Here is a 17,533-nt window from a genome sequence, read left to right as displayed (position 1 = left end):
GGGCCCCGCCCGGAAGGGCGCTCGTGGTACGCTCACGATGAACCACATCCGCTCGACCCGGGCTCGAAGGCGATCTCTGCGAGTCGTGGTCGGCTTCGCTCGTGGCACGCATGAAGCGCAGATTCGCACCTCTTCTGATCGTGGTTGCACTGCTCGGCTGCAACTTCGAGATCAACTTCGGCGAGCCGGACGGCCAGGTCCTGACGGACCCTGGTCCCGAGGAGGAGCGAGTCGTGGCCCTCGAGTTCGCCGACGAAGTTCTCGATTCGCTCGATCAGGGCGAGGACATCTATCCCCGAGTGGCTCCCTACCTGAGAGCGTCCGTTCCGAAGCCGCTTTTCGACTCGATGATCTCCGGACTCAGGGGATGGGTGGGGTCGTTCAAGAGCCGGACGGCTCGCGGCTACGGATTTACGAACGAGCTCGATGACGCGCCGCCCGGCAACTATTTCGTGATCGAGTACGACTCGGAGTTCGAGAAGGGAGAGGCGACCGAGAAGGTCGTCGTCTCCTTCGACGAGACCGGCTACTTCGTTGCCGGGTACTTCCTGAACAGGACGTGGTCGACGGGCGGCGATTAGTCGGCGCTTCGCAGTCTCTCGATCCCCCGAATCCAGAACCATGCGAGCCGCTGGGCTACGCTCGAAGCTCCTCGCTCGGCCTCGTCGCGGAAGTCTGCGGACGAGCGGCTGATCGGTCCTACGGTAGATCCTGATGTCCAGCCCCCTCCTTCAGGTCGCGCTTGGCGTCACGGATCTCGATCGAGCGGCGCAGTTCTACGGCGTGACGCTCGGACTGCCGGAGATCGCGCGCTTCGACCCGCCGGGTCTCGCCTTCTTCGACGTCGGCGGGGTTCGGCTGCTTCTCGAGCGCACGACGGATCCGACGCCGGGAAGCTCGGTGCTCTATCTGAGCACCACCGGGATCGACCGCCGCGCGGCGGATCTCGCCGACGCGGGAGTCGTCTTCACGTCCGATCCGCACCTGATCCACGTCGACGCCGAGGGAACCTTCGGTGGCGCAGGTGTGGAAGAATGGATGGCGTTCTTCGTCGACCCGGACGGCAATCCGCTCGCCCTGGTGGAGCGGCGAACGCCGGCCGGCGCCTAGCGCGAACCGGAAGTCGACGGAGCTCTCCCGCCATGTCCGACGTTTCGGTTCGCAACGCTGAGCGCGATGATCTGCCCCGCCTCTACCGGCTGCTTCGGTCCAAGGCCGAGTTCGACGGCGCGGTCGAGGCGCTCTCCGCCTCCCAGGCGGAGCTCGGCGAAGCGATCTTCCGCGACCCGCCTCCCTGCGTTTTCGTGGTGGCCGAGACGGAGGGCGATCTCGTCGGGTTCGCGGCCAATTATCCGGTCTTCTCCACCTTCGCGGCGCGTCCCGGTCTCTGGATGGACGACCTGTTCGTCGAAGAGGACCACAGAAGTCGCGGGATCGGGCGGCGCCTGCTCGTCGCCCTGGCTGAAGAAGCCGCGCGTCGTCGTTGCTGCAAGCTCGAGTGGTCGCTCCAGAAGACGAACGCACGTGGGATCGCCTTCTACGAACGGGAGGGCGCCGTCGTGCGCGAGCTGAACCGGTTCGCGAAGCTCGACGAGGCGGGGATCCAACGACTGATCGGGACGTAGTCGTCGGGCGTTCGTCTGGAGTTCACCGGCGAGAGGAAGCTCGGGAGCAGCCGGAAGAATCGGGCCCGGGTCACGGTGGTCGAGTAGGTCGGGATCGGAGAACGAACATGAAATCGAACGAAGTCCAGATCGCGCTTCCGGACGAGCGCTACACGCTGATCGAGTACGAAGTCCAGCGCAAGCCGGCGGTGGCGACCGTGAACTCGGCGCTGGTCGGCTTTGCCCACCGCGACATCTTCCGTTGGCACCTCTCGCTCATCGTGGACTTCTCCGATCTGATCGAGAACGACATGCCGTCCGAGTCGGAGCGGGAGATCGTCGACGCTTTCGGCGACGAGCTCGACGCGGGCCTGAAGGCGCCGCCCGAGCTTCCCAACGCACTCTTTCTGGCGCGCATGACCTGGAACGGCACGCGTCAGCTCCTCTACCGGATCTATGATCCGGAGCAGGCGAACGCCTATCTCCAGTCGGTGATCGCGGAGAAGAAGCATCCGCGCCCCATCGACTATCGGATGGAGGACGACCCGGAGTGGCGACACGCGAAGTGGTTCCTCGACGCGGTCTCGGGGAACGAATGAGCGAGCGAAGTCGTTCACGTCGGATAGCGCGATGAAGTCACTTCCCGACGACGTCCGTGCCTACAAGCGCACGCCGGAGTTCACGGAGACGACGGTGCCGGCCGGGCTCGAACGTCGGCACAACACGAAGGCCGGGGTCTGGGCACGCATCCACGTGCTCGAGGGACGCATGACGTACCGGATCCTCGAGCCCGAGATCGAGGAACATGTCCTCGAGCTAGGCCGGGACGGGATCGTCGAGCCGGAGATCCATCACCAGATCGAGATGACCGAGTCCGTCCGCTTCTTCGTCGAGTTCCTTCGCTAGGGGCGGGCTCGAACCGGGACGTCGTAGATGACCCGGAGTCGAGGAGGTTCGGGGGGCGTTGCACGATCGGCCTGCACGCGGAGGGTGGCGCGGAGCGGCACGCCGAACGATGATCGCGGAGCCCGTAGGAGGATCCCGCTCATGGTCGGCTACGTCTGTATCGGTGCCAGCGATTTCGATCGCAGCCTCGCCTACTACGAGGGGCTGCTCGGCCCCATCGGCGCGAAGCGTCTGATGGAGCTGCCCGGCTTCACGCTGATCGGCAAGAACCTGAACGATGCGTCGATCGCCGTCGTCCGTCCCTTCGACGGCCAGCCGCAGACCGTCGGCAACGGCATGATGGTCGCGCTCCGACTCGACTCGAAGGAGGAGGTCGACGGCGTCTACGAGCGGGCGATCGCGCTCGGCGGCTCGGACGAGGGCCCGCCCGGAGATCGTGGCGGAATCTTCTACGCCGCCTATTTCCGCGACATCGATGGGAACAAGCTGAACGCGTTCTGCCTGGATTCCTGAGGCGGCGCGAGTCCAGAGAGGAGGGCCGGGATCGTGACGGCTGAGCCGAGTCCCGACGGGTTGGATCAGGCGGAGCGTTCGCGCTGTCCCGTGTGCGACGCGGCGACGATCTCGAATCTCGTGCGACTGCGGCTCTACCTGGGCGCGACCGAGCGCTGCAGCGCGTGTATGGCCGGCTGGAAGTTCACCTGGTCGCGCTGGCTCTATCCCGTGCCGATCGCGGCGACGTTCCTGATCGTGCTCGGGGCCTATAGTGTGATGAGCGTGGCGCTCGACGATTTCGCGGTGATCGCGGCGGTCTCCCTCGCGGCGCTGGTCGCGCCGCTCCTCCTCCCGATCGAGGCGCGGGTCGGCGACCGCCTCACGGACCATGCGATCCGGCGCCACGCGCGCCGGGAGGCGGAAGAGGGCGAACCGGCGGCGCCGTCCGTTGGACCCGACTGAGGGAAACGGAGCGAACCCATGCGAGAGCTGCTCGAAGAGGCGCTGGAAGAGGCGCGCGTGGTCGCGATCGACCGCGAGGGCTTCGAAGAGGTCGGTGAGCTCGGGTACGTCGTGGCCGTCGAGCGAAAGCTCTTCGTGCTGCTGCAGGTCTCGGACGCGATGCGCTTCAACGGCTTCTCCGTCCTGCGGATCGAGGACGTGAGCGACGTCGAGCTTCCCCACGCCCACGTCGACTTCGTCGAGTCGGCGCTCCGGCTTCGTGACGAGTCGGTCGACGACACCCCCGCGATCGACCTGTCGAGCATGAGCACGGCGATCCGGAGTGCGGGGCGCCTGGCGGAGCTGGTCACGCTCCATACCGAGCACGCGGAGCCCGGCGTCTGCAAGATCGGACGGATCCGCGCCGTCGACGATACGACGGTGAGTCTGATCGCCCTCGACCCGGATGCGGACTGGGACGAGGAGGTCACGACCGTGCCGGTCGCCGACGTGACGCGGATCGACATCGGCGGCGCCTACGAAGGGGCGCTGCTCCTGGTCGGAGGTCCCTGTCCGGTTCCGATCCTCCGACCGGTGGATTAGCGCGCGTATGGAATCCCTCCTGAATCCCCTCGCGTTCGCGACGCTCCTCACGTCGCTCTACGTCCTGCGCTTCCGCGGCTGGAAGAAGCCCTCGTGGGTCGCGGGCTACTTCGTCTTCTTCGCGGCGCTCGAGATCGGCGCGACCGCGATGCTCCCGCCTGGCGCCTTCGGGAGCGGGCTCGGGGTTCTCTGCCTCTCGCTCTCCGTCCCCGTCCTGGTCGCGGCCTACCTCGTCTGGCGGCAGGAGCAGCGCCAGGGCGAGGTCGAGGAGTAGCGGCGTGGGCGACTGGCTCGAAGGGGGCTGCCATTGCGGGGCGTTTCGGTTCCGCGTCCGGGTCGAGAAGCGGGAGCACTTCCTCTGCAACTGCTCGATGTGCGAGGCGAAGGGGATGCGCGGACTGATCGTCGAGGCCGATGCCTTCGAGATCCTGCAGGGCGAGGACGGGCTCGCGACCTACCGCTTCAACACGGGGAGGGCGCGGCACCGCTTCTGCCGCACGTGCGGCATCCATCCCTTCAGCCATCCGCGCTCGCACCCGGAAGGGATCGACGTGAACGTGCGCTGCCTCGACGAGTGGGAGGGCGAGGACGATCGGCGCTGGAAGGCGACTCCCTTCGACGGTCGCAACTGGGAGGCGAACGTCGAGTCGATCCGTTAGTCGCCCGGCGCGCCGGGTAGCGTCGCGAAGGCGGGGACGCCGTCGTCGGGGATCGGAGAGTGGGCCTGCTTGTTCTCCGTGAAGACACGGATCTGGATCGGGTCGGTGAAGGGGTCGTCCAGATTGCCGAGGCGGATGCGGACCGTGTCGGGGTCGCTCTCCTTCCGCTTCCAGAGGGGCGAGCCGCAGTCGCGACAGAACTCCCGGAACTCGCCGGGGGACGATTCATGGGCCTTCACGCGGTCGGCGCCGCGGAGGAGCTCGAAGCCCGCGCGGTCGGCCGAGGCGTTCGTCGCGAACTCCGCGCCCGAGGCCTTCTGGCACATGGAGCAGTGGCAGCGCGCGACCAGCCGGAAAGGACCCCGAATCGTGTAGGCGATCGCGCCGCAGAGGCAGCTCCCGCGCAGGGTGGGGCCGTTCTCGTCGTCTCCAGGCATGTTGCTCGTCCCTTTCCCGGCCGCGAGGGCGTCCGGGCGCGGCCCGTCCGCCGGGGTTGTCCGTCGCGCCCACGAGCGTCAACTTCGCAGAGGGGAGGCACATTCGCCAAACGCCCACCCGAACACCCGAGAGGAGCCGGCCATGAGCGAAGCGAAGACGAGCGTCGAGACGAGCCACCTGATCCTGCACTGCGCCGACACCGACGCGACGATCGATTTCTGGTGCAAGGGGCTCGGCGGCGAGCTCGAGCAGGACGAGGAGCTCGCGTCGCCGGCCCTCGACGCGATCTTCGGCCGCGAGGGCGTCCGGATCCGTGACACCTTCATCCTCGTCGGCGGGACGCGCATCCATACGATCGAGACCCTCGACGAGAAGCGGATCCGCGAGCCGCTCGGGCCCTTCGAGAAGCCCCTCGGTCTCTCGGGCCTGTCGTTCCGCGTGCCCGACCTCGACGCCGCCCACGCCCGGGCGACCTCGGAGGGCCGCAACCCGACGGAGATCTACTCCTTCTCGGAGCTGGAGACGCCCGTCCGGATGTTCTTCCTCGAGGATCCGGATGGACTCCGGGTCGAGATGATCGAGGACGGACATTAGGCGAGGGCTTTCGGAACGCTGACGAATCGTCGGATGACGATTTCGCGAGATTCTTTCGCGGCGCGTGTCTGAGGCCCTTCTTGACGCCTGCTCAGTTCGGAGGGCGAACCGATTTGGTTCCACGGTCCGGACGGACGCTGTTAGGGTGGCTTCAGGAGCCGGGCTCACGACGTGTTCGCGCCGCCCGGCCTCTCGGGAGGATCCGCATGCGTCTTCGACTGCTCGCCTGCCTGCCGCCGGCCGGCCTGATCACGTTCCTCACGTTCTTCACGGCGTCGTCCCTGGTCTCTGCCCTCGAAGGGTCGGTGGCGGCCGAAGAGCCGACGCCCGGACCCATGCGGGTCACGAAGTACGAGAGCGTCTGCGAGGGACTCTTCCGCAAGCTGCACGCGCTCTCCCACGAGGTCACGGGTTGTAGCGAGCGCGCTGCCTGCGACGGGTCGCCGCTGCTCTGTCCCGCGGCCCTCGACGAAGAGATCGACCACACGTACCGGCGTCTGCGGACGGCGCTCCACGAGCAGTGCGAGTTCCCGCTCCAGCTGATCGACTACGCCTGGCAGGGGCCGAGCGAGTCGATCGAACGGAGCACGGCGATGCTCGAGATGAGCAGGCTCCCGGGAGCCCACGCAGGGGAGCCCGGGATCATCGTCGACGCGACCTGCGGCGAGCGTCACGACTGGCTCGAGGCGGCGACGAGCGGCGAGGCGCAGCCGGCGCGGTACTCCTTTTAGGTAGTGGCCCCGGCGGCTTCCAGTCTGGCGCAGGCGCCATGTCGGCGTGGGCGCTCGACTAACGGACGGAGACCGTTCCGTTCGAGGTTCGCAGGCGGATCGGCGGGCCGCCCTTGCCGACGCGGCCACGGACACGGCCGGCGCCATCGTTTCCGTTCAGGTCCTCGAGGTCGAGGTCGTTCCGGATGTGGCCGTTCTCGACGCGGATGTCGACGTCCGCGTCCGGCTTCTCGGGGAGCTCGAGGGCGATCCGCCCGTTGCTCGTCGTGAGCGACACGCCGGAATCGCCGAGCACGTCGAGGGAGGCCTTGATCACGCCGTTCGAGGTCGAGGCGTCGACGGAGCCTTCGTGGCCACCGACCTCGATCTTTCCGTTGCTCGAGCGGGCCCGGAGATGGCCACTGGTGCACTTGCAGGCGACCTTGGCGTTGGCGGTCGTGACGTCGATGTCGCCGTTCACCTCGACGATCGAGACCGAGCCGTTGCTCGAGCGCGCGCGGATCGGACGGTCGAGGTTCTCGAGGCAGATCTTCCCGTTCGTGGAGCTGAGCGCGACCCGGGTCTCGCGCGGGACGCGCAGCTCGAGGTGGGCGAGGCCGTGTCGCGCGCACTTGCGCGGGATCTGGACCTCGATCTCGAGCACGTCCGAGGCGTCCGAGCTCTGGAGCTTGATCGATTCGAGGAGCTTCGCGGCCATGTCTTCGCAGTCGGCGCGGACGCTCTTGGTGATCCGGACCTCGATGTCGTCCCGGTCCTCGCCGACGACGCGGGTCTTGCCGTTCGCGTTCCGGACGCTGAGGGCCTGACCGCGCGGGGCCGGCACGACGAGGACCTCCTCCTCGGTGCACTGCTCGCCCCACGGAATTCGCGAGAAGAGGGTTCGGATCAGGCCGCCGAAGCCCGGTCCCTCGTTCGTCGCGTCGTCGTCGGTTCGCCTGCCCATCAGTGGAACCGCCTGGGATCGTCGTCGTCGTTCCGGCGCTGACGATCGCGTTGGTCCTCCCGATGGACCGCGCGGATCTTCTGTCGCATCCGCCAGCGTCGGAACTTCAGGAGGAGGGTCTGGGGAGTCGGAGCACCGGGCGTGCGCCCCTCGTTCACGAGGTAGATCCAGCCGACGAGGACGCCGGCGAGGTGGCCGGTGTGGCTGATGTTGCTGCCCGGACCCGACGAGAGGAACTCGATCAGGAAGAGCAGCGGGATCAGCCAGATCGCCTTGATCGGGATCGGCGGGAAGATCAGCATGATCGTGCGGTCGGGCCACGTGAAGGAGTAGGCGAGGAGGACGCCCATGACCGCGCCGGACGCGCCGAGGGTGTGCCCCCAGACGGTCGTCGCGGGGCTGCCGATTCCGAGGATCGCGAGGAGCGACGGGATCGTCGCGATCAGGAAGCCCGCGCCGGTTCCGCAGAGCAGGTAGTACTTGAGGAAACGTTCGTCACCCCAGAGCAGCGCGACCGCCGAACCGAACATCCACAGCGAGAACATGTTGAACGCGATGTGGAGGATGGACCCCGTACTGTGGAGCCACATGTAGGTGAAGATTCGCCAGAGCTCGAAATCCTGCCAGACGGCGCCGGGGACGACCGTGCCGAGGGAGGTGATGTCGATCCCGAAGAAGCGCGGGCCGGCGATCTGGGCGATGTACACGACCAGATTGGCGATCATCAGATTCTTGATGATCTCCGGGGTCTGCGGAGGACCGAAGCTCATCTGCGCGCCACCACGTCCGTACACCGATTCGAAACTCCAGGAGGTCGGCGCGACTCGCGCGGCGACCGAAGACGGCGGGCCTCACCGGTCGAAGGGGGTGGGGCGGGCCGAAAAGCTCTCGTGTCTTCGACTTCTTCTGCGGAACCCCGTTCGATTCGCCCCAGCCGATCGATCGGGCGGGAAAGGGTTCTCTTCGACTGAGATTCCGTGACCTCGGGATGGGTGTCGGCGGGAAAGGCGCGTGAACCCGCTGAACCACGGAAGACTAAGGATCGTTGAATACGGGGTCAACGAAACTGCGCCGTCAATCGGAACGCAGGGGCACGAGAGGTCCCCGAGGGTGTGAGAGAGCCCTCAGAATCGCCGATCCGTCGAATCAATCCGATTCACGAACGGTTCAGCCGCGAGGCCAGAAGGAGGGCGGTGGCCGTCTTGCCGTCGACGACCGGACCGGACAGATCGTCGAGGGCCCGGTCGAGGGGGGTCGGGACGAGCTCGATGATCTCGTCGGGCTCGAGGCGCTGTTCGGTCGGCGTGAGATCGAAGGCCGCGAAGAGATGGATGACCTCGTCGCAGAAGCCCGGGCTCGTCCAGATCGAGCCGAGTCGCTCGAGCCGGCCGGCGCGGTAGCCGGTCTCCTCTTCGAGCTCCCGGGTGGCGCAGGCCTCCGGCGCCTCGCCGGGGTCGAGCTTCCCGGCCGGGATCTCGAGGATCTCGCCGCCGGTCGCGAAGCGGTACTGACGGATCAGCAGTACCCGCCCGTCGTCCATGAAGGGCACGACCGCCGCGGCGCCCGGATGGCGCACGAGATCGAACTCGACGCGTCGACCATTCGGCAGATCCACGATCTCCGTCGTCACGTCGATCGACTTCGCGCGGGTCACCGGGCGATCCTCTTCGTTCATTCCACCTCCGTCACGCGCGTGACGTCCTTCCAGCACACGGGCCAGGAGCAGGGTAGGCTCCGCCGCATGTCTCCGCGCCCCTTCGAACGCCCCGCGACGATCTCCCTGCCCGACTCCGAAGCCTGGCCCGCCGGCGCGAGCCTCGAAGGGCTCTGGCTGCCGGCCCGGGACGAAGAAGGCGCCCGAGGTGGCGCCGTCATGGCGCCGCCGCACCCGCTGATGGGCGGGAGCATGGACTCCCCCGTCGCGACCGAGGTCGCCCTCGCCGCGAGCGACTGCGGCTGGGGCTCGCTCCGCTTCAACTGGCGCGGCGTAGGGGCGAGCGCCGGGAGTCCGTCGGGCGAGATGGACGATGCCGACGAAGACTACCGGGCGGCGCTCCGGTTCCTCGAAGACGCCGGGGAAGAAGAGACGGGAGACGGTCCGCTCCTCGCGGCGGGATACTCGTGGGGCTCGCTCGCGGCCTCGCGCGTGATCGCCGAGTCGTCGCGGACGCGGCGCGCGATCCTGGTCGCGCCGCCGCCGGCGATGCTCGACGCGGACGCGCTCGCGGCCTGGGGCCATCCGGTCCTGGCGATCGCCGGCGACCGCGACGAGTACGTCCCGCTCGGCGAGCTGCGCGCGAAGCTCGCGCCGCTCGAGAACGCCACGCTCGTCGAGCTCGAGGGCGTCGACCACTTCTTCATGGCCGGGCTGGCCGAGGTCGGTCGCGCGTGTCGGGACTGGCTCCGGGACTGATTCCCGAAGCGCGTCGTCAGCTCGCGATCGGCAGCTCGATCCGGAAGCGGGCGCCGGGCGCTCCCGTCTCTTCGAGCTCGATCGTGCCCGCGGCGTCTTCGATGATCCGCTTGCAGATGGCGAGACCGAGGCCGCCGTTGCCGTCGCTTCGCGTCGTCCAGAAGGGCTCGAAGATCCGGGCGGCCACGGCCGGGTCGAGGCCGGGGCCTTCGTCCTGCACGATGATCGAGACGTGGTTCGGCGAGAGGGCGCTCCAATCCGCCTCGACTCGGATCGTGCCGCCGCTCGGCGTGACCTCGGTCGCGTTCAGGACGAGGTTCATCATCAGTTGGCGAAGCGCGTCCTCCGGGAGGGCGAGGGCCGGGAGCTCGTCGCGGATCGAGGTCTCGAGGGCGATCCCCTTCTCGCGGCTGCGATAGGTCAGCAGCTGGAGGGTCGTTTCGATCGCGCTGGCGATCCTCGCGTCGGGCTCGAGGGGAGTCCCGAGCGGCGTCGGGCGCGCGTGGCGGAGCAGGTCCTCGAGCATGCGTTCGAGCCGGCCGACCTCGTCCTCGACGACGCCCCGGAAACCTTCGTGGAACTCGGGATCATCGAGGCGGTCCGGGAGGAGCTGCAGGAAGGTCTTCACCGAGACCAGCGGATTGCGGATCTCGTGCACGATCTCCGACACGAGGCCGCCGAGGGCCGCCATCCGGTCGAGGCGTCGCACCGCGTCGTCGAGTCGCGTCATCCGCTCGAGGGCGAGGCTCGTGGAGAGCGTCTTCCCGAGCTTCGCCGCGACTTCGGCGAGGACGGCGATCGTGCGCGGACGCAGCGGCCTTCCGATCTTCGTCGGATAGACGAGCACGACCGCGGAGGCGGCATCGCCGAGGCCCGGGATGGGCGCGGCGGCCGCGATCCCCTTCGCGGCGAGGGCTTCGAGCGCGTCTCCGAGATCCGGATCGGTCAGACGCTGCACCCGTTCGAGACCCGCGAGCGCGCGATAGGTCTCCGGGCTCGCCTCGGTCCGCGACGCAGCGCGAAGGGGAAGCGCGCCGAGCACGATCGGCCGGCCGTCGAGGTCGAGGGACCAGGCGACGGCGGCGTCGATGTCTTCCTGACGCTAGAGACGGGCGAGCGCCTTCAAGAGGAGATGCTGGCCCTCGCTGCCCAGGCTCTCGGGGCGCGGATCGGGGGTCGAGAAGACCGCGTCGAGCAGTGCGTCTTCCGCCGCGCGACGGCGCTTCGTCGCGCGGCGCGAGTCGGTCCGCCGATCGAGCACGCGCGCGAGATCGCTCGGCGCGTCGCCGCTCGCGGACGTCGGCCCGCGGCCGTCCGTTCTCGTGTCGCTCGACCGGGACGCAGGCGTACCCGGACCGCGACGCGAAGCGATGTTCGCGTCTCCCCCCATGGAGGCGGAGGGTCGCGGCGACGCCGCTCGCTGTCAACGCGCCGAGCGGAGTGAAGGGCTTCGTCGACGGGGCAGTGGGATCAGAAGATGTCGTCGCGGGCCGCGCGGCGCGTCTTCCGGGTGGTCGTCTGCTCGGTGAAGCTCTGGTCGGGGGCCGTGCCTTCGAGGAAGGGCTGGAAGTAGGCGTCCTGGGTATTCGCGTCGGCGATCAGGCCGGAGCTGCGGTCGATCCGCTGGAACTCGATGTGCGCGGGGACCTCGAAGTCGCGCTGGGGGTAGGGCGCCAGGGCGACCCGCATGAAATCACCCCAGATCGGGAGCGCCGCCTTGCCGCCACTCTCGCCCCAGCCGAGCACCTGGTTGTCGTCGTGTCCGACCCACACCCCGGTGGTCAGCTCGGGCGAGAAACCCATGAACCAGGCGTCGGTGAAGTCGTTGGTCGTGCCCGTCTTGCCGGCGACGGTTCGACCGAGGGAGCGGAGCCTGCGCCCCGTGCCTTCGAGCACGACCGCGTGGAGCAGGTCCGACATCAGGTACGCGTCCGCGGGCGAGATGATCTGCATCGTCGGCAGGATCTCGGAGTCGGGATAGCTCTCGGTGTCGGGCTCGTCGTTCGGGCCGGCGAGGGGCTTCAGCACCGGGGACGGGATGTCGCCCAGAGGCACGTCGCCGAGGAGCGTGTGCCCCTCGTCGTCGGTCACGCTCCGGATGAAGCGCGGGATCACTCGGGTTCCGCCCCGCGGATAGACCGCGTAGGCGCGGGTCAGCTCGAGGAGCGTCATGCTGCTCGAGCCGAGGGCCAGGGAGAGATCCGAGGAGAGCGGTGCCTGGATCCCGAAGCGCCGCGCGTAGTCGATCACGTAGCGCACGCCGAGGTCCCGGAAGAGGTGGACCGTCGCGTTGTTGACCGACCTCTTGAGCGCGTCGCGCATCGTCATCGGCCCATAGAATTTCCGGCCGTAGTTGCGCGGCGCCCACACGAAGCCGGAGACCGGGTCCGTATAGACGACCGGCCGGTCGATCAGGGTCGAGACCGGCGTGAAGCCGCGGGTCAGGGCCGCGCCGTAGATGAAGGGCTTGAAGGCGGAGCCGGGCTGGCGCTGGGCCTGGACCGCGCGGTTGAACTCGCTTCGTTCGAAGTCGTAGCCGCCGACCATGGCGAGCACGTCGCCGGACTCGTTGTCGATCGAGAGGAGCGCGCCCTCGGCTTCCGGTTCCTGCCAGAGGTCGAGGCGAGCGATGTCCGGCGGGGTGTCCTGCATCGCGTCGTCGACCGGACGATCCGTCGTAGCGGGCTTCGCGGCCTTTTCGGCTGCTTCCGCTTCCGCCACGAGCGACGGCATCTCCGCCGCGTCGCCGGGGATCCGCACGAAGCGCGCGACGTCGCCTTCGGCGAAGACCGATTGGATCTTCTTGACTGCGCGCGGCCGCCGCTTGGGGTTGGGCTCCTTGGCCCAGTCGACGTCGTCGAGGCTCGCGACGCCGACGAGCCCGCGTCCGAGGTCGATCCGCGCCATCTGCGCGTCGGGGTCGACCTCGACGACCACGCCGAGGAGCTTCGCGCCCTCTTCCATCGAGTACGCGATCCGGGGCTCGGGCTCCGTTTCGGCTTCCGCCACGGCCGGCTCTTCCGCCGGCGCCTCGAGCGGGCCCGCGGCTTCGGCCATCGCCGGCGCGTCCGCGGAGTCGGCGGAGACGGCGGGCGGCAGCTCGATCTGCGTATAGTCGGCGTCGTTCTCCTCGGCGAGCTTGTCGAGCTCTGCGGCGAGGGCGCCCTCGGCCGAGAGGTCGACCCGGCGGATCGGGCCGCGGTAGCCACGCCGGCGATCGTGGGCGATCAGGCCGTCGCGGACGGCCTTGCTCGCCGCGCGCTGGAGGTCGACGTCGAGGGTCGTCTCGATCCGCAGGCCGTCGTTCAGGACCTGGTCGCCTTCGAGCTGCTCGAAGAGGAGGCGGCGGACCTCCTCGGTGAAGTGGCCGGCGACGCCGAAATTCTCGAGGTCGGGGTGGCGCTCGATGACGGGCGGGACGTCGATCTCGCGGTCGTAGATCTCCTGGGTGATGTGCCCGTCGCCGAGCATCCGGCCGAGCACGTAGCGGCGCCGAGCGTCCGCGGCGTCGAAGTTGCGGCGCGGGTCGTAGGCGGAGGGGCGCTGGACCAGACCTGCGAGCATCGCGGCTTCCGAGACGGTCAGACTCTGGGCGTCCTTCCCGAAGTAGGTCCGCGAGGCCTGGCCGACGCCCCAGGCGCCACCGCCGAAGTAGATCTGGTTCAGGTAGAGGTAGAGGATCTCGTCCTTGGTGAAGTTCTGCTCGATCTGCCGCGAGAGGATGATCTCCTTCATCTTCCGCGTGTAGGTCCGCTCGGGCGTGAGCAGCAGACTCTTCACCATCTGCTGGGTGATCGTGGACGCCCCGCCGGTGATCCGCTGGGCGAGCAGGTTGTTGATCGCGGCACGGGCGATCGCGACGAGATCGATGCCTTCGTGTTCGAAGAAGGCACCGTCCTCGGCAGCGACGAACGCGAGCTGTACGTGGCGGGGGATCTCGTCGATCGGGACGAGCCGTCGCTTCTCGGTGTAGAACTCACCGATCAGACGGCCCTCGCGATCGTAGACCTCGGAAACGACGGGCGGGTCGTAGTCGTCCAGGCTGTGGAAATCGGGCAGGTCCCGCATCAGCCAGACGTAGAGCGCCAGCGCGCCGACCGCGGCGCCGACGGTCACGACCGCGAGCATCACGAGGGCGATCCGGATCCCCCCGGACCGGAAAAAAGCCATGTGAACTCCAGTGTTTGCAGAAACTAGCCGACGCCTCGGCCCGTGCGCTACCGATTCGGCGCCGGCGACCGCGACCGGCCCCGTCCGGAGGCCTCTGAAGGCCTGGATCGGACGCCCGCCGCCCGACTGGAGTTCAGAATGCCCCCCGCTTCCCCCGCGTCACCGACCCTGGTCCTCGCCTTCGTCATGGACCCCGTCGAGGCCGAGCCCATGGCGGGATCGACCACGATCGTGATGATGCGGGAGGCCCAGGAGCGGGGGCACACCGTCCTCTACGTGGATCCGGCGGATCTCGAGATCGACCGGGGCCGCGTCCGCGCACGCTGTACGCCCATCACACTCGACCTCTCGAGGGACGCCCCGGTCACCCGCGGCGAGGCCCGGGTGGTCGATTTCGACGAGGAGGTCGACGTCGCCTTCCAGCGCAAGGACCCGCCCGTCGACCGGGACTTCATCGTCGCGACCCAGATCCTCGATGTGTGCCAGCGCACCCTCGTCCTGAATCGCCCCGCCTCGGTCATCGCCTACAACGAGAAGCTCCTCGCGACCCAGTTCGCCGATCTCATGCCCGCGACCCGGGTCACGCGCCGGATCGGCGAGCTGAAGGCGTTCATGAAGGAGCTCGGCGGGCAGATGATCGTCAAGCCCCTCGACGGCAAGGGCGGCGAAGGGATCTTCCACCTGACCGAGGACGACCGGAACCTGAACTCGATCCTCGAGCAGAGCACCGAGTTCGGCAGCCGCGCGATCATGGCCCAGGAGTACGTCCCCGAGATCCGGCAGGGCGACAAGCGGATCCTGCTCCTCGAGGGCGAGCCGATCGGAGCGGTCCTGCGCGTCCCGACCGCCGCCGAGAGCCGGGCGAATTTCCACGTCGGCGGATCGGCGGCGAAGGCCCCGCTCTCCGACGCGGACCGCGCGATCGTCGCGAGGGTCGGCCCCTTCCTGAAGCATCAGGGCCTCTTCTTCGTCGGGATCGACGTGATCGGCGACAAGCTGACCGAGATCAACGTCACGAGTCCGACCGGCGTCCAGGAGATCAACGCCCTCGACGCAACGAAGCTCGAAGCCGTCTTCATCGATCGCGTCGAGGCTCTCGTCGCAGCCCGTTAGCCCGGCCGAGGATCCCGGCGCGCATCGGGGCTCGGATCCGGGCGTAGCCGGTTGCGGTAACGTCCCCGCATGGCCGGGATCGAGGGCGCACGACCGAACGCAGACGAGGAGAAGGCCTTCGGGATCCTGATCGTCGATGACGAGGAGGCGATCCTCGAGAGCCTGGAGCTCACCCTCGGCCTCGAGTACCGGGTCTTCACCGCCACGAGCGCCGAGGCCGGCCTCGAGATCCTCGACCGCGGCGAGGACATCGCGCTGGTCATCTCCGACCAGGTGATGCCCGGCATGAGCGGTGTCGAGTTCCTCGAGAAGGTCATCGAGCGGAACCCGCGCGCCGTCCGGATGATGCTGACCGGCTACGCGGACATGCCTTCCCTGATCGCCGCGATCAACGAAGGGCGCATCTGGCGCTACATCCCGAAGCCCTGGGAGCCGGACGATCTCCGGATTGCGGTGAAGCGGGGCCTCGAGGTCTACGAGCTCTCGAACGAGAACGCCCAGCTCGCGGATGCCCTTGCCGAGGCGAACGAGCGGCTGCGGGCGGAGAACGTCTATCTCCGCGGCGAGGTCGAGGCGCGGTATTCCTTCGACGGGATCATCGGCGACGCCCCGGCGATGCGGAAGATCTTCGACGTGACCCAGAAGGTCTCGCAGACCGACGCGACGGTCCTCCTGACCGGGGAGACCGGGACCGGCAAGGATCTGCTGGCCCGGGCGATCCACTACGCAGGACCGCGCAAGGATCGCAAATTCGTCGCCCAGAATTGTGGCGCGCTTCCGGACACGCTCCTCGAGAGCGAGCTCTTCGGTCACAAGCGCGGCTCGTTCACCGGCGCCCACGCCGACAAGAAGGGGCTCTTCGAGGTCGCCGACGGCGGCACGATCTTCCTCGACGAGATCGGGGAGACCGAGCCGGGCATGCAGGTCCGGCTGCTGCGCGTGCTCCAGGACGGCGAGATCCGGCCGCTGGGGTCCTCGGATACCCGGACCGTCGACGTGCGGGTCGTGGCGGCGACGAACCGGGACCTGAAGAAGATGGTCGAGGAGGGCCGCTTCCGGGAGGATCTCTACTACCGGCTGCGCGTCGTCGAGATCACGCTCCCGCCGCTGCGTGATCGGAGCTCGGACATCCCCGCGCTCGCCCACCACTTCCTCGACGAGGCCTCGAAGCGGATGGGCCGGGCGTTCGTGGGCTTCTCGAACGCCGCGATGGACCGGCTCGTCGGCTACGCGTGGCCGGGCAACATCCGGGAGCTCGCGAACGAGATCGAACGGACGGCGGCGCTCGCGGGGCCCGACGAGACGATCGGGCTCGACGATCTCTCGGAGCACGTGCGTGGTGGCGGCGTGGGCGGTTCGGCGATCGGGGGAGACGACGCGCTCGCGCTCGCGAGCGGGATGGCGGTGGAGATCGAGGATTGGGACCTCAACCGCTCGGTGGATCGCCTGAAGCGGAACATGCTGATCCGCGCGATTCGCGAGGTCGGGAGCAAGAGCGGCGCGGCGGAGCGCCTGGGCATCCCCCGGCAATCGCTCCAGAAGATGGTGAAGCGCCTCGAGATCACCGACGAAGAGCTCGCGGCGGACTAGTCCTTCTCCTTCGCCTGCGGGCGCTCGGCGAGTTTGCCTTCGCCTGCGGGCGCTCGGCGACCGCGGTGAGGCCGCGTCCGAAAACGGCGACAATTCGCCGGGTTTTTCGTCACGAAGTGGTGTCGTCTCCGGTAGACTCGTCGACATGGAAACCCTCTACACCGCCCGGTTCTCCACTCCCCTCGGTCCGCTTCGGATCGCCAGCTCGGACAAGGGTCTCGCCTACGTCGAGCTGCCGAACGAGAGCGGAAGGGGCTTCGGGGGTTGGCTCAAGACCCACGCCCCCGACGCGAAGGTCGTCGACCGGCGGACGCCGAACGATCCGATCATCGACCAGCTGATGGAGTACGCGGAGGGCACGCGCCGGACCTTCGAGATCGACCTCGACCTCCGCGCGACGAAGTTCCAGCGCTCCGTCTACAAGCACGTGGCGAAGATCGGCTACGGCGAGACGCTCAGCTACTCCGACATCGCCGAAGACATCGGCAACCCCAAGTCGGTCCGCGCGGTCGGCGCCGCCAATGGCGCGAACCCGATCCCGCTCGTGATCCCGTGCCACCGCGTGATCGCGCGCGGCGGGGCGCTCCAGGGTTATGCGGGCGGGCTGGACCTGAAGGCCCGGCTGCTCGCGATGGAGCAGGCATTGCCGACGCAGGTGGAAGAGCAGGCGCGGCTTTTCTGATACACGCGCAGAGCGCGCCGTCAGCGCGAGCCGCTGACCGCTGACGACTCTTTTTCGCCCCACGCGCCCGATTCGGGGTGGGCGCGGGTGGTCCGCCGGACGCCGGAACATGGCCGGTTTCGCTCGTCGGGGGAGTCGAGCGAACAGGGGC

Annotated in this window: 23 protein-coding genes; 16 read left to right on the top strand and 7 right to left on the bottom strand. The window is 68.4% G+C overall.

Annotated elements, in window-relative coordinates; translation table 11 throughout:
• Window positions 1-110 precede the first annotated feature (110 nt).
• The 10 genes from NXI30_03655 to NXI30_03610 all read left to right on the top strand — a co-directional run bounded on the left by NXI30_03655 (window position 111) and on the right by NXI30_03610 (window position 4,708).
• The gene (locus NXI30_03655) at window positions 111-581 is read left to right on the top strand and encodes a DUF4019 domain-containing protein (protein ID MCR9093291.1); all 471 of its coding nucleotides are present in this window, start codon (window positions 111-113) and stop codon (window positions 579-581) included.
• Window positions 582-714: 133 nt separating this feature from the next.
• Entirely contained in the window at window positions 715-1,110 is a 396-nt protein-coding gene (locus tag NXI30_03650) for a VOC family protein (protein ID MCR9093290.1), read from the top strand.
• Between the two features lie 32 nt (window positions 1,111-1,142).
• The gene (locus tag NXI30_03645; GenBank protein ID MCR9093289.1) at window positions 1,143-1,625 is read left to right on the top strand and encodes a GNAT family N-acetyltransferase; all 483 of its coding nucleotides are present in this window, start codon (window positions 1,143-1,145) and stop codon (window positions 1,623-1,625) included.
• A gap of 107 nt (window positions 1,626-1,732) precedes the next feature.
• Window positions 1,733-2,203 (top strand): DUF695 domain-containing protein, encoded by a 471-nt coding sequence (locus NXI30_03640; GenBank protein ID MCR9093288.1) that lies wholly within the window; start codon window positions 1,733-1,735, stop codon window positions 2,201-2,203.
• 31 nt (window positions 2,204-2,234) lie between these two features.
• A complete protein-coding gene (locus NXI30_03635; GenBank protein MCR9093287.1) occupies window positions 2,235-2,510 on the top strand; it encodes a DUF1971 domain-containing protein in 276 nt (91 codons plus the stop codon).
• A gap of 141 nt (window positions 2,511-2,651) precedes the next feature.
• On the top strand, window positions 2,652-3,023 hold the full coding sequence (locus tag NXI30_03630) for a VOC family protein (GenBank protein ID MCR9093286.1): 372 nt from the start codon (window positions 2,652-2,654) through the stop codon (window positions 3,021-3,023).
• Between the two features lie 33 nt (window positions 3,024-3,056).
• On the top strand, window positions 3,057-3,467 hold the full coding sequence (locus NXI30_03625; GenBank protein MCR9093285.1) for a hypothetical protein: 411 nt from the start codon (window positions 3,057-3,059) through the stop codon (window positions 3,465-3,467).
• Window positions 3,468-3,485: 18 nt separating this feature from the next.
• Window positions 3,486-4,049, top strand: coding sequence for a hypothetical protein (locus NXI30_03620; protein MCR9093284.1), 564 nt, complete (start codon window positions 3,486-3,488; stop codon window positions 4,047-4,049).
• A gap of 7 nt (window positions 4,050-4,056) precedes the next feature.
• Window positions 4,057-4,323 carry a hypothetical protein gene (locus tag NXI30_03615; protein MCR9093283.1) on the top strand — a complete coding sequence of 89 codons (267 nt, stop codon included), beginning with the start codon at window positions 4,057-4,059 and terminating at the stop codon, window positions 4,321-4,323.
• A 4-nt stretch (window positions 4,324-4,327) separates the two neighbouring features.
• Complete coding sequence (locus tag NXI30_03610) at window positions 4,328-4,708, top strand: GFA family protein (protein MCR9093282.1); 381 nt, start codon at window positions 4,328-4,330, stop codon at window positions 4,706-4,708.
• Here the strand turns inward: NXI30_03610 and NXI30_03605 are convergent.
• Window positions 4,705-5,145 (bottom strand): GFA family protein, encoded by a 441-nt coding sequence (locus NXI30_03605; protein ID MCR9093281.1) that lies wholly within the window; start codon window positions 5,143-5,145, stop codon window positions 4,705-4,707. The genes NXI30_03610 and NXI30_03605 overlap by 4 nt on opposite strands.
• Window positions 5,146-5,287: 142 nt before the next feature.
• Between NXI30_03605 and NXI30_03600 the strand changes: the two genes are divergently transcribed.
• Together NXI30_03600 and NXI30_03595 are read left to right on the top strand one after the other, a co-directional pair.
• A complete protein-coding gene (locus NXI30_03600) occupies window positions 5,288-5,740 on the top strand; it encodes a VOC family protein (protein ID MCR9093280.1) in 453 nt (150 codons plus the stop codon).
• Between the two features lie 206 nt (window positions 5,741-5,946).
• Complete coding sequence (locus tag NXI30_03595) at window positions 5,947-6,471, top strand: hypothetical protein (protein ID MCR9093279.1); 525 nt, start codon at window positions 5,947-5,949, stop codon at window positions 6,469-6,471.
• Window positions 6,472-6,529: 58 nt separating this feature from the next.
• Here the strand turns inward: NXI30_03595 and NXI30_03590 are convergent, their stop codons facing one another.
• The 3 genes from NXI30_03590 to NXI30_03580 all read right to left on the bottom strand — a co-directional run bounded on the left by NXI30_03590 (window position 6,530) and on the right by NXI30_03580 (window position 9,089).
• The gene (locus tag NXI30_03590) at window positions 6,530-7,414 is read right to left on the bottom strand and encodes a DUF4097 family beta strand repeat-containing protein (GenBank protein ID MCR9093278.1); all 885 of its coding nucleotides are present in this window, start codon (window positions 7,412-7,414) and stop codon (window positions 6,530-6,532) included.
• The gene (locus NXI30_03585; protein MCR9093277.1) at window positions 7,414-8,184 is read right to left on the bottom strand and encodes a rhomboid family intramembrane serine protease; all 771 of its coding nucleotides are present in this window, start codon (window positions 8,182-8,184) and stop codon (window positions 7,414-7,416) included. The genes NXI30_03590 and NXI30_03585 overlap by 1 nt, the downstream gene beginning before the upstream one ends.
• Window positions 8,185-8,570: 386 nt before the next feature.
• Entirely contained in the window at window positions 8,571-9,089 is a 519-nt protein-coding gene (locus NXI30_03580) for an NUDIX hydrolase (GenBank protein ID MCR9093276.1), read from the bottom strand.
• Between the two features lie 66 nt (window positions 9,090-9,155).
• On the opposite strand from NXI30_03580, the gene NXI30_03575 reads away from it, so the two are divergent.
• Window positions 9,156-9,827: an alpha/beta fold hydrolase gene (locus tag NXI30_03575; GenBank protein ID MCR9093275.1), complete on the top strand. Its 672-nt coding sequence runs from the start codon at window positions 9,156-9,158 to the stop codon at window positions 9,825-9,827.
• 16 nt (window positions 9,828-9,843) lie between these two features.
• Here NXI30_03575 and NXI30_03570 read toward each other — a convergent pair whose 3' ends face one another.
• From NXI30_03570 to NXI30_03560, 3 genes are all read right to left on the bottom strand, one after another.
• Complete coding sequence (locus tag NXI30_03570; protein MCR9093274.1) at window positions 9,844-10,869, bottom strand: ATP-binding protein; 1,026 nt, start codon at window positions 10,867-10,869, stop codon at window positions 9,844-9,846.
• 60 nt (window positions 10,870-10,929) lie between these two features.
• Complete coding sequence (locus tag NXI30_03565) at window positions 10,930-11,217, bottom strand: hypothetical protein (GenBank protein MCR9093273.1); 288 nt, start codon at window positions 11,215-11,217, stop codon at window positions 10,930-10,932.
• Between the two features lie 80 nt (window positions 11,218-11,297).
• On the bottom strand, window positions 11,298-13,997 hold the full coding sequence (locus NXI30_03560; protein MCR9093272.1) for a PBP1A family penicillin-binding protein: 2,700 nt from the start codon (window positions 13,995-13,997) through the stop codon (window positions 11,298-11,300).
• Between the two features lie 138 nt (window positions 13,998-14,135).
• Here NXI30_03560 and gshB point away from each other — a divergent pair, with 138 nt between their 5' ends.
• The 3 genes from gshB to NXI30_03545 all read left to right on the top strand — a co-directional run bounded on the left by gshB (window position 14,136) and on the right by NXI30_03545 (window position 17,382).
• Entirely contained in the window at window positions 14,136-15,110 is a 975-nt protein-coding gene (gene gshB, locus NXI30_03555) for a glutathione synthase (GenBank protein MCR9093271.1), read from the top strand.
• A gap of 69 nt (window positions 15,111-15,179) precedes the next feature.
• Entirely contained in the window at window positions 15,180-16,700 is a 1,521-nt protein-coding gene (locus NXI30_03550; GenBank protein MCR9093270.1) for a sigma-54 dependent transcriptional regulator, read from the top strand.
• 145 nt (window positions 16,701-16,845) lie between these two features.
• A complete protein-coding gene (locus NXI30_03545; GenBank protein ID MCR9093269.1) occupies window positions 16,846-17,382 on the top strand; it encodes a methylated-DNA--[protein]-cysteine S-methyltransferase in 537 nt (178 codons plus the stop codon).
• Window positions 17,383-17,533 lie beyond the last annotated feature (151 nt).

It is taken from the genome of bacterium (assembly GCA_024742285.1).
In the GTDB taxonomy this organism is placed as follows: Bacteria; Myxococcota_A; UBA9160; order UBA9160; family UBA4427; genus UBA4427.
Note: the sequence above shows the minus strand (reverse complement) of the source record. Positions and strands in the feature narration are given on the sequence as shown.

Coding starts and splice junctions, on each gene's coding strand:
- NXI30_03655 (MCR9093291.1), top strand. CDS start 111: ATGAAGCGCAGATTCGCACCTCTTCTGATCGTGGTTGCACTGCTCGGC.
- NXI30_03650 (MCR9093290.1), top strand. CDS start 715: ATGTCCAGCCCCCTCCTTCAGGTCGCGCTTGGCGTCACGGATCTCGAT.
- NXI30_03645 (MCR9093289.1), top strand. CDS start 1,143: ATGTCCGACGTTTCGGTTCGCAACGCTGAGCGCGATGATCTGCCCCGC.
- NXI30_03640 (MCR9093288.1), top strand. CDS start 1,733: ATGAAATCGAACGAAGTCCAGATCGCGCTTCCGGACGAGCGCTACACG.
- NXI30_03635 (MCR9093287.1), top strand. CDS start 2,235: ATGAAGTCACTTCCCGACGACGTCCGTGCCTACAAGCGCACGCCGGAG.
- NXI30_03630 (MCR9093286.1), top strand. CDS start 2,652: ATGGTCGGCTACGTCTGTATCGGTGCCAGCGATTTCGATCGCAGCCTC.
- NXI30_03620 (MCR9093284.1), top strand. CDS start 3,486: ATGCGAGAGCTGCTCGAAGAGGCGCTGGAAGAGGCGCGCGTGGTCGCG.
- NXI30_03615 (MCR9093283.1), top strand. CDS start 4,057: ATGGAATCCCTCCTGAATCCCCTCGCGTTCGCGACGCTCCTCACGTCG.
- NXI30_03605 (MCR9093281.1), bottom strand. CDS start 5,145: ATGCCTGGAGACGACGAGAACGGCCCCACCCTGCGCGGGAGCTGCCTC.
- NXI30_03600 (MCR9093280.1), top strand. CDS start 5,288: ATGAGCGAAGCGAAGACGAGCGTCGAGACGAGCCACCTGATCCTGCAC.
- NXI30_03595 (MCR9093279.1), top strand. CDS start 5,947: ATGCGTCTTCGACTGCTCGCCTGCCTGCCGCCGGCCGGCCTGATCACG.
- NXI30_03590 (MCR9093278.1), bottom strand. CDS start 7,414: ATGGGCAGGCGAACCGACGACGACGCGACGAACGAGGGACCGGGCTTC.
- NXI30_03585 (MCR9093277.1), bottom strand. CDS start 8,184: ATGAGCTTCGGTCCTCCGCAGACCCCGGAGATCATCAAGAATCTGATG.
- NXI30_03580 (MCR9093276.1), bottom strand. CDS start 9,089: ATGAACGAAGAGGATCGCCCGGTGACCCGCGCGAAGTCGATCGACGTG.
- NXI30_03575 (MCR9093275.1), top strand. CDS start 9,156: ATGTCTCCGCGCCCCTTCGAACGCCCCGCGACGATCTCCCTGCCCGAC.
- NXI30_03565 (MCR9093273.1), bottom strand. CDS start 11,217: ATGGGGGGAGACGCGAACATCGCTTCGCGTCGCGGTCCGGGTACGCCT.
- NXI30_03560 (MCR9093272.1), bottom strand. CDS start 13,997: ATGGCTTTTTTCCGGTCCGGGGGGATCCGGATCGCCCTCGTGATGCTC.
- gshB (MCR9093271.1), top strand. CDS start 14,136: ATGCCCCCCGCTTCCCCCGCGTCACCGACCCTGGTCCTCGCCTTCGTC.
- NXI30_03550 (MCR9093270.1), top strand. CDS start 15,180: ATGGCCGGGATCGAGGGCGCACGACCGAACGCAGACGAGGAGAAGGCC.
- NXI30_03545 (MCR9093269.1), top strand. CDS start 16,846: ATGGAAACCCTCTACACCGCCCGGTTCTCCACTCCCCTCGGTCCGCTT.